A 14,135-nucleotide genomic window follows, 5' to 3' on the forward strand; every position below is an offset into this window, starting at 1 on the left:
GTTTTCTAGGAGCTGGGCCAGATGGTGAACGACGACAAAATGCGTCGCCTTCTCAAGCAGGTGACCGCGGATCTGCACACGACGCGTCGGCGGGTGCTCGAACTGGAGTCCCGGAAGGCGGAGCCCATTGCGATCGTCGCGATGAGCTGCCGGTTCCCGGGCGGCGCGATGACCCCCGAGGATCTGTGGCGCATCGTGGCCGACGGCGTGGACACGGTCTCCGCCTTTCCCACGAACCGGGGCTGGGACGTGGCCGGGCTCTACCACCCCGACCCCGACCACGTCGGTACGACATACGCCCGGGAAGGCGGGTTCTTCTACCAGGCCGGCGAATTCGATCCCGGATTCTTCGGTATTTCCCCCCGCGAAGCCCGTGCCATGGACCCGCAGCAGCGGCTGCTGCTGGAGACCGCCTGGGAAGCCATCGAGCGGGCCGGCATCGACCCCCTCGGCCTGCGGGGCAGCCGCACCGGCGTGTTCACCGGAACCAACGGGCAGGACTACACGGCTGTTGTCGCCGAGGCGGCCGACGCCACCGAGGGCTACTCCGGCACCGGCAACACGGCGGCCGTCGTCTCGGGCCGGCTGTCGTACACCCTCGGCCTCGAAGGCCCGGCGGTGACCGTGGACACGGCGTGCTCGTCGTCGCTGGTCGCCCTGCATCTGGCGGCGCAGGCGCTGCGCCAGGGCGAGTGCAACCTGGCCCTGGCCGGCGGCGTCTCGCTGATGTCGACGCCCACCGCCTTCGTCGAGTTCAGCCGTCAGCGCGGACTCGCGGCGGACGGCCGCTGCAAGCCGTTCGCTGAAGCCGCCGATGGCACGGGGTGGGGTGAGGGTGTCGGCCTGTTGCTCCTGGAGCGGCTCTCCGACGCCCGGCGCCATGGGCATCCGGTGCTGGCGGTTGTCCGCGGCTCGGCCGTGAACCAGGACGGCGCCAGCAACGGCCTCACAGCGCCCAACGGCCCCTCCCAGCAGCGGGTGATCCGGGCTGCGCTGGCGAACGCGGGGCTGGCGTCGGGTGATGTGGACGTGGTGGAGGCGCACGGGACTGGTACGACGTTGGGTGACCCGATCGAGGCGCAGGCGTTGCTGGCCACGTACGGGCAGGGGCGGTCGGAGGATCGGCCGTTGTGGCTGGGGTCGGTGAAGTCGAACATCGGGCATACGCAGGCTGCCGCGGGTGTGGCCGGTGTGATCAAGATGGTGATGGCGATGCGGCAGGGTGTGTTGCCGCGGACGCTGCATGTGGATGCGCCGAGTTCGCATGTGGACTGGTCGGCGGGTGCGGTTGAGCTGCTGACGGAGGCTCGGGAGTGGTCTGAGCGGGCGGACGTGCCGCGTCGGGCGGGTGTGTCGTCGTTCGGTGTGAGCGGGACGAACGCGCATGTGATCGTCGAGCAGGCGCCGGTCGAGGAGGAGTCTGCCACCGCGGCACCTGCGCCGTTCGGTGTGGTGCCGTGGGTGGTGTCCGCGCGTGATGCGCAGGCGTTGTCGGCTCAGGTGGAGCGGCTGCGGGACTACGTCGGCTCGCGCGGCGACCTGGATGCCGGCGATGTGGGCTGGTCGTTGCTGTCGGGCCGGGCGGTGCTGGAGCACCGGGCGGTGATGCTGGGGAAGAGCAGTGAGGACCTGCTGGGCGGTCCGGTGATCTCCGGGTCGGTGGTCGAGGGCCGGCTCGGGGTGTTGTTCACCGGGCAGGGCAGTCAGCGGCCGGGCATGGGGCGGGAGCTGTACGACGCCTTCCCGGTGTTCGCGGATGCGCTGGATGAGGTCTGCGCCCACTTCGATTCGTTGCTGGAGCGGCCGTTGGCCGAGGTGTTGTTCGGCGAGGACGCCGATGCACTGGAGCAGACCGGGTACGCGCAGCCGGCGTTGTTCGCGGTCGAGGTGGCGCTGTTTCGGCTTGCGGAGTCGTTCGGGTTGCGGCCGGAGGTGCTCGGTGGGCACTCGGTCGGTGAGCTGGTGGCGGCTTATGTGGCGGGGCTGTGGTCGCTTCAGGATGCGGTGCGGCTGGTGGCGGCCCGGGGCCGGTTGATGCAGGCGTTGCCTGAGGGTGGCGCCATGCTCGCGGTGCAGGCTGCCGAGGAGGACGTAACGTCTTTGCTGGAAGGTGCGGTGGGTGTGGCGGCGGTGAACGGGCCGTCGCAGGTGGTCCTGTCCGGTGACCGCACCGCCCTGGAGGCTCTCGCGGAAACCTTCAAGGCTGAGGGCCGTAAGACGCGGTGGCTGCGCGTCTCGCACGCGTTCCACTCCCCGCTGATGGAACCGATGCTCGAGGAGTTCCGGCAGGTCGCCCAGGGCCTGACGTACGGGACGCCGAGTCTGCCGATCGTGTCGAATCTGACGGGTCGTATGGCCACGGCGGACGAACTGCGCGACCCGGGGTACTGGGTGCGGCACGTCCGCGAGGCGGTCCGCTTCCACGACGGCATCGGGGCTTTGACCGAGTACGGCGTCACGACCGTCGTCGAGCTGGGCCCGGACGCGGTCCTGACCGCGATGGCCCACGACACCCTCACCACCCCCGAAGCCCAGGCGGGTCTGATCGCCTCGCTGCGCAAGGACCGCCCGGAACCGGACGCTTTCCTGGCCGCCCTCGCCCAGGCCCACGTCCGAGGCGCGACCGTCGACTGGACCCCGCTCCTCGCCCCCACCGAGACCCGCCGCCGCGTCGACCTGCCCACGTACGCCTTTCAACGGCGCAGCTACTGGCTGGAGACAACGGCCCAGACTCCGGCCCTGGACGCCGCGCCGGCCGACGGTGTCGAGGCCGGTTTCTGGGAAATGGTGGAGCGAGCGGACCTCGCGGAGTTCGTCGCCACCTTGGACATCGGTGAGGAAGCCACCGTCTCCTCGGTGCTGCCCGCCCTGACCGGCTGGCGACGCCGGACGCGCGAGTCGTCCATCCTGGACAGCTGGCGCTACCAGGTCTCCTGGCAGCCACTGGCCGACGGACCCACCGGAAGTCCGGAACTCACCGGCACCTGGGCACTGGTCGTTCCGGCCGAGCGCGCCGACGACCCTTGGTACTCGGCCGCCGAGCAGGCCCTCACCGCACACGGCGCCCGGACCCTGCTGGTCCCCGTACCGGAGGACGCCACCACCGACCGTCTCGCCTTCGCCGAACTCCTGCGCGCACACGCGTCCGAACTGGACGGCGGCGTACTGTCCTTCCTCGCGGCGTGTGACGACGACACGGAGGCCCTGCCCGCCACCCGCACGGTCACCCTTCTGCAGGCGCTGAACGACGCGGGCGTCACCGGCAAGGTCTGGGTGGCGACGCGTGGGGCCGTCGCTGTGGCATCGTCGGAGAGGCCCGGCACGCCCGCGCAGGCGGCTGTGTGGGGTCTGGGCCGGGTGGCGGCTCTGGAGCAGCCCCGGTCGTGGGGTGGCCTGGTCGACATCCCCGAGGCACCGGACAGCAGGGCGGCGGCCCGGCTGGTCCAGGTGTTGACCTCGTCCTCGGGTGAGGATCAGGTGGCGGTGCGTGGGTCGGGGGTGTTCGTGCGGCGTCTGGTGCGTGCGCCGCTCGGTGCCGTGTCGGGTGATGAGGTGTGGTCGCCGCGGGGCAGTGTGCTGGTGACGGGTGGTACGGGTGCTCTGGGAGCGCATGTCGCGCGGTGGCTGGTGCGTGAGGGTGCCGAGCACGTCGTACTGACGAGCCGTCGGGGTCCGGAGGCGCCCGGTGCTGGGGAACTCACCGCGGAGTTGGAGGAGTTGGGTGCCCGCGTCACTGTGGCGGCCTGTGATGTGGCCGATCGGGAGGCACTGGCCGAACTTTTGGCGGCGATCCCCGCGGACGTCCCGCTCACCGGTGTCTTCCACACGGCCGGCATCCTCGACGACGGAGTGCTTGATGGCGTCACGCCCGACTCCCTCCTGGGCGTTTTCCGTGCGAAGGCGCGGTCTGCGCGGCTTCTGGACGAGTTGACGAGGGATGACGAGAACCTGTCGGCGTTCGTGCTGTTCTCGTCGTTCGCGGGTGTGGCCGGTGGTGCCGGGCAGGGTGCGTACGCGGCGGCCAACGCGTATCTGGACGGGTTGGCCGAGGCGCGGCGGGCACGTGGCCTGCCGGCGCTGTCAGTCGCGTGGGGGCCGTGGGCGGGCAGTGGCATGGCGGCCGAGGGAGCGGCGGCCGAGCGGCTACGGCGCGGCGTGATGCCGCCTATGGACCCGGAACCGGCGATCACCGCACTCCACCAGGCGCTCACCCACGATCAGACGGCCACGGTCGTCAACGACATCGACTGGGAGCAGTACCTTCCTGGTTTCACCGCCGTACGGCCGAGTCGGCTTTTCACGGAGATCCCCGAGGCGGGGGCGCTCGTCACGCATGCCGCAACGGCCGCAGCCGACGGCACGAACCCGCTCGTGGACCGGATCGGCCGACTCGCCCCGCAGGAGCGTGAAGCGGCGCTTCTGGACGTCGTACGCGAACACGCGGCCGCCGTCCTCGGCTACCCGAACCCCGACGACATCCAGGCGGGCCGCGCCTTCCGCGAGCTGGGTTTCGACTCCCTTACCGCCGTCGAACTGCGCAACGTCCTCGGCGCCGCCACGGGCCTGCAACTGCCCACCACCCTCGTCTTCGACTACCCCACCGCGTCCCAGCTTGCCGCGCACCTGCACACCGAACTCTTCGCCGACGACTTCGCAGCGCACCTCCCCGTTCCGGCGGCAGGTACCCGGCCGGGGGCGGCAGAGGACGACGAGCCCCTCGCTGTCATCGGCATGAGCTGCCGTTTCCCCGGCGGCGTCACGACGCCGGAGGAACTGTGGAACCTGGTGGCCGGCGGCACCGACGCGATCGCCGCGTTCCCCGCCGACCGCGGCTGGGACCTCGACGCGCTCTACGACTCCGACGCCGCCCACACCGGCACCTCCTACGTCCAGGAAGGCGGATTCCTGTACGACGCGGGCCGGTTCGACGCGAAGTTCTTCGGCATCAACCCGCGTGAGGCTCTGGCCATGGACCCGCAGCAGCGGCTGCTGCTGGAGACGTCCTGGGAGGCCTTCGAACGCGCCGGCATCGACCCGGCGGGCCTGGGCGGCAGCCAGATAGGCGTGTTCGCCGGCACCAACGGCCAGGACTACACCGCCGCCGTCGACCGCGTCCCCGACGAGGTGGAGGGCTATCTGGGCATCGGCAACGCCGCCAGCGTCGCCTCGGGCCGCATCTCGTACACCTTCGGCCTGGAGGGTCCGGCGGTGACGGTCGACACGGCCTGCTCGTCCTCCCTGGTCGCCCTGCACCTGGCCGCGCAGGCGCTGCGCCAGGGCGAGTGCACCATGGCGCTCGCCGGCGGCGTGTCCGTGATGTCCACCCCCGCCACCTTCGTGGAGTTCAGCCGGCAGCGGGGGCTGGCGGCGGACGGCCGCTGCAAGGCGTTCGCGGAGGCCGCGGACGGCACCGGCTGGGGTGAGGGCGTGGGCATGCTCTTGCTGGAGAGGCTGTCCGACGCGCGGCGGAACGGGCATCGGGTGCTGGCGGTGGTGCGGGGTTCGGCCGTCAATCAGGACGGGGCGAGCAACGGGCTGACGGCGCCCAACGGCCCGTCCCAGCAGCGGGTGATCCGGGCAGCCCTGGCCAACGCCGGACTGACGCCGGGTGACGTGGACGCGGTGGAGGCGCACGGTACGGGGACCACCCTGGGTGACCCGATCGAGGCGCAGGCCCTCATGGCGACCTACGGGAAGGACCGGCCGGCGGACCGGCCCCTGTGGCTGGGGTCGGTGAAGTCGAACATCGGGCATACGCAGGCCGCCGCCGGTGTCGCCGGTGTCATCAAGATGGTCATGGCGATGCGGCACGGCACACTGCCCCAGACCCTGCACGTGGACGCGCCCACGCCCCAGGTCGACTGGTCGGCGGGTGCCGTCGAGTTGCTGACCGAGCCGCGTGAGTGGTCGGAGTACGAGAGGCCCCGCCGTGCGGGCATCTCAGCTTTCGGCGTCAGCGGTACGAATGCCCACATCATCGTGGAGCAGGCACCCGAGGCCGAGCCTGTGCGAGAGGCCGGTGTGGAGGCGGCGCCGACGGGTGTGGCGCCGTCGGGTGTGGTGCCGTTGGTGCTGTCGGCGAAGTCCGAGGACGCGCTGCGGGGGCAGGCGGCGCGGCTGCGGGACCGCCTGCGGGCCGGCTCTGATGCTGAACCGGCGGATGTGGCTTGGTCGTTGGCGGCCGCGCGGTCGCGGTTCGAGTATCGGGGTGTGGTGCTGGGCCGGGACCGGGAGGAACTGGTCACCGGGCTGGAGAGGCTGGCGGAGGCGCCCGATGCGGTTGCCTCGGGGCTGGTGATGGGCCAGGCGCTGGGGTCTGTGCGGCCGGTGTTCGTGTTTCCGGGTCAGGGGTCGCAGTGGGCGGGGATGGCGGTCGAGCTCCTCGGCTCCAGTTCGGTGTTCGCGGAGCGGATGCGTGAGTGTGCGGGGGCGTTGTCGGGGTTCGTCGAGTGGGATCTGTTCGAGGAGCTGGGTGGTGAGAACTTCGATCGGGTGGATGTGGTCCAGCCGGTGTTGTTCGCGGTGATGGTGTCGCTGGCCGAGGTGTGGCGGGCGGCGGGTGTTGAGCCTGCGGCTGTGGTGGGTCACAGTCAGGGTGAGATCGCCGCGGCGTGTGTGGCGGGCGCGCTCTGCCTGGAGGACGCGGCCAGGGTCGTGGCTCTGCGCAGTCAGGCGATTCGTGCGTTGTCCGGGCGGGGTGGCATGGTGTCGGTGCCGTTGCCGGTCGGGGAGGTTGGGGAGCTGATCGGCGGCTGGGAGGGCCGTATCGATGTCGCCGCGGTGAACGGTCCGGCGCAGGTGGTGGTCTGCGGTGAGCCGGAGGCCTTGCGGGAGCTGGTCGCCCACTGCGAGCGGAATGACATCCGGGCGCGGACCATCCCGGTCGACTACGCCTCCCACTCGGTACAGGTGGAGGCCATCGGCGAGCAGTTGGCCGAGGCTCTGGCGCCGGTGGCACCGGAAACCCCCGACACCCCGGTGTTCTCCACGCTGACCGGGGCGTGGCTGGACGAGCCGATGGACGCCGGTTACTGGTACCGCAACCTCCGCCACACGGTGCTGTTCGAGGAGGCGACGCGGGGTCTGCTGGCCGAGGGGCACACGCTGTTCCTGGAGATGAGCCCGCACCCGGTGCTGACGGTTCCGGTGCAGGCGACCATCGACGACACCGGCCACTCTGCCGTCACGTTGGGATCTTTGCGCCGCGACGAGGGCGGCGCCGACCGCCTCATGGCCTCGCTCGCAGAGGCGCACGTGCACGGTCTGGAGCTGGACTGGAGGGCCCTTCTTCCCGGGGCCAAGTTGGTCGAGCTGCCCACGTATGCGTTCCAGCGTGAGCACTACTGGCTGACGGAGCCGGACTCGGAGTCCGGTGATGGTGCCGGTCTGGCGGTGGATGAGGTGGAGGCTCGTTTCTGGGAGGCGGTGGAGCGGGAGGATCTGGAGGCGCTGGCTTCGACGCTGGTCGACGTCGACGAGGAGTCGTTGGGTGCTGTGCTGCCGGGGTTGTCGTCGTGGCGGCGGCAGCGGCGTGAGCGGTCGGTGGTGGACGGCTGGCGTTATCGGGTGGTGTGGAAGCCGCTGAGCGGTGGGCTGCCTGTGGCTGCTTTGTCGGGTCGCTGGCTGGTGGTTGTTCCGGAGGAGGAGGCCGGCCATCCGTGGGTGGCGGGGGTCACCGATGCCATCGCCCGGGCCGGTGCCGAGGTGGATGAACTGCGGCTGGCAGCAGGGGAGATGACGCGGGAGGGCCTGGCCGAGCGACTGTCGGGCGTTACGGACGCCGCCGGCATCGTCTCCCTGCTGGCGTTCACCGAGGAGCCGCACCCCCTGCGCAGCGCGGTCCCCGCCGGCCTGGCGGGCACGCTCGCGCTGGTGCAGGCGCTCGGTGACGCGGAAGTCGGCGCCCCGCTGTGGGCGGTGTCGTGCGGCGCTGTGTCCACCGGGCGCAGCGACCGGCCGGTCAGCCCGACGCAGGCCCAGACCTGGGGACTGGGCCGGGTCGTGGCCCTGGAGCACCCCGACCGCTGGGGCGGCCTCATCGACCTCCCCGCGACGCCCGACGCCCGCGCACAGGCCCGCCTGACCGGAACCCTCGCAGCGATACCCACCGGGGACGGCGGCTTCGAGGACCAAGTCGCGGTGCGGGGCTCGGCGGTCTTCGTAAGGCGGCTCGCGCACGCCGTCCCGTCGGAGCCGCGCGGAGACCGGGACGCGACGTGGACGGCGCGCGGGACCGCGCTCATCACGGGCGGTACGGGAGCGATCGGCGGGCACGTGGCACGGTGGCTGGCCCGCAACGGAGCCGAGCACCTCGTCCTGACCAGCCGTCGCGGCCTCGACGCCCCAGGTGCCGCCGAACTTCGAGCGGAACTGGAGGAGCTGGGTACCCAGGTCACGGTCGCCACCTGCGACGTGGCCGACCGGGACGCGTTCGCCTCACTGCTGGAGCGGCTGACCGAGGACGGGCACACCCTCCGTTCCGTCTTCCACACGGCGGGCGCCAGCCCCACCGTCGCGCTCGCCGACTCCTCCTCCGCCGACCTCGCCGAGGCCCTCGATGCCAAGGCCCTCGGTGCCGCGCACCTCGACGAACTGCTGGACGGGGCCGAACTGGACGCGTTCGTGCTGTTCTCGTCCATCGCCGCGGTCTGGGGCAGTGGCGGGCAGGCCGGCTACGCGGCGGCCAACGCCTTCCTGGACGGCCTCGCCGAACGGCGCCGGGCCCGCGGCCTGGCCGCGACCTCGGTGGCGTGGGGTGCCTGGGCCGGCAGCGGCATGGCGGCCTCAGCGAAGGCCGAGGAGCACCTGCGCCGCCGCGGTGTGGCGGCGATGGCACCGGAGCGCGCGGTAGCGGCGCTCGACCAGGCGATGGCGTACGACGAGACGTCGCTGACGGTCACCGACATGGACTGGGAGCGCTTCGCGCCCGCCTTCCAGAGCGTGCGGCCGAGCGCGCTGCTCAGCGACCTGCCGGAGTTGCTGCGCCGCGAACCCGAGCAGGTCGTGACCGGTCCCGACGACGAAGGCGCGTCGGCGTGGGCGCGGCGGCTGACCGGATTGCCGCCGGTCGAGCAGGAGCGACTGGTCCTGGAGCTGGTACGGACCCTGGCCGCCGCGGTGCTGGGCTACCCGGGCGCCGAGTCGATCGAACCCACCCGCGCTTTCCGCGAGCTGGGCTTCGACTCCCTCACGGCCGTGGAGGTCCGCAACCGGCTCACCGCGGCCACGGAGATGCCCCTGCCCTCGGCGGTCGTGTTCGACCACCCCTCGCCCGAGGCTCTCGCCCGCCACCTGCTGACGGAACTGTCCGGCACGACCGAACCGGCGACGGCGGCCCCGGCGATCCCGACGCCTGCCGGAGCATCGGCACCCGCCGACGATCCCATCGCGATCGTGTCGCTGAGCTGCCGCTTCCCCGGCGGTGCGCACACCCCCGAGGACCTCTGGCAGATGCTCCTCGACGGCACCGACGCCGTCTCCGTCTTCCCGACCGACCGCGGCTGGGAGACCGACGGAAACCTGCAGTACAAGCCGGAAGGCGCCTTCCTCTACGACGCCGCCGAGTTCGATGCCGGGCTGTTCGGCATCTCCCCGCGCGAGGCACTGGCGATGGACCCGCAGCAGCGCCTGCTGCTGGAATCCGCCTGGGAACTCTTCGAACGGGCCGGCATCGCCCCGAAGTCCCTGCGTAACAGCTCGACCGGCGTCTTCGTCGGGTCCGGATTCCAGGGGTACGCGACAGGACTCACCAGCGTCCCCGAAGGGGTCGAGGGCCACCTCCTGACCGGCACCTCCGGAAGCGTCATCTCCGGCCGCCTGTCGTATGCGTTCGGGCTGGAGGGGCCGGCGGTGACGGTGGACACGGCGTGCTCGTCGTCGCTGGTCGCCCTGCACCTGGCGGCGCAGGCCCTGCGGCAGGGCGAGTGCGACATGGCCCTCGCCGGCGGCGCGACCGTGATGGCGACCGCGGGCGCCTTCGACGAGTTCAGCCGCCAGGGCGGCTTGGCGGCGGACGGCCGTTGCAAGCCGTTCGCGGAGGCTGCGGACGGCACGGGGTGGGGTGAGGGTGTCGGTCTGCTGCTTTTGGAGCGGCTCTCGGATGCGCGGAAGAAGGGCCACACGGTCCTTGCGGTGGTGCGGGGTTCGGCCGTCAATCAGGACGGGGCGAGCAATGGGCTGACGGCTCCCAATGGGCCGTCGCAGCAGCGGGTGATCCGGGCTGCGCTGGCGAGTGCCGGGCTGGCGCCCGGTGACGTGGATGCCGTGGAGGCTCATGGCACCGGGACCACGTTGGGTGACCCGATCGAGGCGCAGGCGCTCATCGCGACCTATGGGCGGGGTCGGTCGGAGGATCGGCCGTTGTGGCTGGGGTCGGTGAAGTCGAACATCGGGCATACGCAGGCTGCCGCGGGTGTGGCCGGTGTGATCAAGATGGTGATGGCGATGCGGCAGGGTGTGTTGCCGCGGACGCTGCATGTGGATGCGCCGAGTTCGCATGTGGACTGGTCGGCGGGTGCTGTCGAGCTGCTGGCCGAGGCCCGCGCGTGGCCGGAGAGTGGTCAGCCGCGTCGGGCGGGTGTCTCGTCCTTCGGCGTGAGCGGGACGAACGCGCACGTCATCGTCGAGCAGGCGCCGGTTGAGGAAGAGGCGCCCGTGCAGGCTGTCTCGGCCCCGCTGCCGACGGGCGTGGTGCCGTGGCTGGTGTCCGCGCGGAGCGCGGAGGCACTGCGGGCGCAGACTGAACGCCTGCGTGCGTATGCGGGCTCCCGCGGCGACCTGGATGCCGGCGATGTGGGCTGGTCGTTGCTGTCGGGCCGGGCGGTGCTGGAGCACCGGGCGGTGATGCTGGGGAAGAGCAGTGAGGACCTGCTGGGCGGTCCGGTGATCTCCGGGTCGGTGGTCGAGGGTCGGCTCGGGGTGTTGTTCACCGGGCAGGGCAGTCAGCGGCCGGGCATGGGGCGGGAGCTGTACCAGACGTTTCCCGTCTTCGCGGACGCTCTCGACGAGGTCTGCGCCCATTTCGATTCGTTGCTGGAGCGGCCGTTGGCCGAGGTGTTGTTCGGCTCTGAGGCTGAGGCGTTGGAGCAGACGGCTTACGCGCAGCCGGCGTTGTTCGCGGTCGAGGTGGCGCTGTTTCGGCTTGCGGAGTCGTTCGGGTTGCGGCCGGAGGTGCTCGGTGGGCACTCGGTCGGTGAGCTGGTGGCGGCTTATGTGGCGGGGCTGTGGTCGCTTCAGGATGCGGTGCGGCTGGTGGCGGCCCGGGGCCGGTTGATGCAGGCGTTGCCTGAGGGTGGCGCCATGCTCGCGGTGCAGGCCGCCGAGGAGGACGTAACGCCTTTGCTGGAAGGTGCGGTGGGTGTGGCGGCGGTGAACGGGCCGTCGCAGGTGGTCCTGTCCGGTGACCGTGCCGCCCTGGAAGCTCTCGCGGAAACCTTCAAGGCTGAGGGCCGTAAGACGCGGTGGCTGCGCGTCTCGCACGCGTTCCACTCCCCCCTGATGGAACCGATGCTCGACGACTTCCGGCAGGTCGCCGAGGGGCTCGCCTACGAGGCGCCGAGTCTGCCGGTCGTGTCGAACCTGACCGGCCGCATGGCCACGGCGGAGGAGCTTCAGGACCCGGACTACTGGGTCCGCCACGTCCGTGAGGCGGTCCGCTTCCACGACGGCCTGACCACATTGGTGGGAGAGAACGTCACGACCGTCGTCGAGCTGGGCCCGGACGCGGTGCTGACTGCGATGGCTCACGACACCCTCACCACCCCCGAAGCCCAGGCGGGTCTGATCGCCTCGCTGCGCAAGGACCGCCCGGAACCGGACGCTTTCCTGGCCGCCCTGGCCCAGGCCCACGTCCGAGGCGCGACCGTCGACTGGACCCCGCTCCTCGCCCCCACCGAGGCCCGCCGCCGCATCGATCTGCCCACCTACCCCTTCCAACGCGACCACTACTGGCTGACCGCGACCCTCGATGCGCAGGCACACGCCGGAGCCGCATCGGTGGACGAGAGGGACACGGTGGAACGATGGTCGTACCGCGAGTCGTGGAAGCCGTTGGCCGACTCGATGCCGGGTGGGCCGGCCGGCACCTGGCTGGTGGTCGTCCCGGCCGGGGACGCGGAGGCACCGTGGTCCCGGGCGGTCTCCCAGCTGATGGCCGAACGCGGTGCGCAGCTGGTGACCCTGGAAGTACCCGAGGACGGCGCAGACCGGCGCAAGCTCACCGAGCTGCTCCACTCGGCGAAGTCCTCGAACTCCTCGGAGCGCGCGCTGGAGGCCGAGTTCGACGGTGTCCTTTCGCTGATGGCGACAGCCGAACGGCCCGTACCCGCCCCCGGCGACGACACCGTGCCGGGCGAGGTCGTCGCCACCATGACCCTGGTTCAGGCACTCGGTGACGCCGGGATCGGGGCGCCGCTGTGGGTGGCGACGCGTGGGGCTGTCGCTGTGGCATCGTCGGAGAGGCCCGGCACGCCCGCGCAGGCGGCTGTGTGGGGTCTGGGCCGGGTGGCGGCTCTGGAGCAGCCCCGGTCGTGGGGTGGCCTGGTCGACCTCCCCGAGGCACCGGACAGCAGGGCGACGGCCCGGCTGGTCCAGGTGTTGACCTCGTCCTCGGGTGAGGATCAGGTGGCGGTGCGTGGGTCGGGGGTGTTCGTGCGGCGTCTGGTGCGTGCGCCGCTCGGTGCCGTGTCCGGTGATGAGGTGTGGTCGCCGCGGGGCAGTGTGCTGGTGACGGGTGGTACGGGTGCCCTGGGAGCGCATGTCGCGCGGTGGCTGGTGCGTGAGGGTGCCGAGCACGTCGTACTGACGAGCCGTCGGGGTCCGGAGGCGCCCGGTGCTGGGGAACTCACCGCGGAGTTGGAGGAGTTGGGTGCCCGCGTCACTGTGGCGGCCTGTGATGTGGCCGATCGGGAGGCACTGGCCGAACTTTTGGCGGCGATCCCCGCGGACGTCCCGCTCACCGGTGTCTTCCACACGGCCGGCATCCTCGACGACGGAGTGCTTGATGGCGTCACGCCCGACTCCCTCCTGGGCGTTTTCCGTGCGAAGGCGCGGTCTGCGCGGCTTCTGGACGAGTTGACGAGGGATGACGAGAACCTGTCGGCGTTCGTGCTGTTCTCGTCGTTCGCGGGTGTGGCCGGTGGTGCCGGGCAGGGTGCGTACGCGGCGGCCAACGCGTATCTGGACGGGTTGGCCGAGGCGCGGCGGGCACGTGGCCTGCCGGCGCTGTCAGTCGCGTGGGGGCCGTGGGCGGGCAGTGGCATGGCGGCCGAGGGAGCGGCGGCCGAGCGGCTACGGCGCGGCGTGATGCCGCCTATGGACCCGGAACCGGCGATCGAGGCCCTGGCGCGTCTCCTCGGGCACGGCGAGGCGGCGACGAACGTGATCGCCGACGTCGACTGGGAGGAGTACGTTCCCGGTGTCACCGCCGTACGGCAGAACCACCTGTACGCCGAACTCCCGGAAATACGAAGGCTGTCGGCGGACAGCGGCCGGAGCGCAGCCGCGACGCCCGATCTCGCGGCGCGACTCGCCGGGCTGGCGCCGGCGGAACAGGAGCGGATGCTGCTCGATGTGGTGCGCGAGCAGGTGGCGGCCGTACTCGGGTACCGGGACGCGGAGGCCGTCGAACCCGGCCGGCCGTTCCGTGAGCTCGGCTTCGACTCCCTCACGGCGGTCGAACTGCGCAACCGCGTCAACGCCCTCACCGGCCTGACCCTGTCGGCCACGGTGGCCTTCGACCACCCGACGCCGACCGCCCTGGCCGACAGCCTGCGCAAGGAACTCGCTCTCGACGGCGCCGAGCCCACCACCCTCGTCCTCAACGACCTGGAGCGCCTGGAGAACAGCCTGTCCCTGGTCGAGTCGGCGGACGAGATCACCCGTACGAAGGTGGCGGTACGGCTGCAGGCTGCGCTCGACCGCTGGAAGGGCGACACGGCGGGTGGCGGCGCGTCCGGCGACGAGGGTGCCGCTCACGACGTCGGGGCAGGCCTCGCCGAGGCGAGCGACGACGAGATGCTCGCATTCATCAGGAACCAGCTCGGCCGTTCCTGAATTCTCGAAAAATTAGAGTAGCGACACCCCTGTCTTCCCCCAGTATTGTGTGCACCCACCTCGACCTCATTTCCAGGTATTGG

General features: G+C 71.4%; 1 protein-coding gene. It reads left to right on the top strand.

Annotated features, from left to right (window positions below; genetic code table 11):
• Positions 1-24 precede the first annotated feature (24 nt).
• On the top strand, positions 25-14,052 hold the full coding sequence (locus OHA64_RS35195) for a type I polyketide synthase (protein WP_405624245.1): 14,028 nt from the start codon (positions 25-27) through the stop codon (positions 14,050-14,052).
• Positions 14,053-14,135 lie beyond the last annotated feature (83 nt).

Source organism: Streptomyces sp. NBC_00076 (genome assembly GCF_045041235.1).
Taxonomy (GTDB): Bacteria; Actinomycetota; Actinomycetes; order Streptomycetales; family Streptomycetaceae; genus Streptomyces.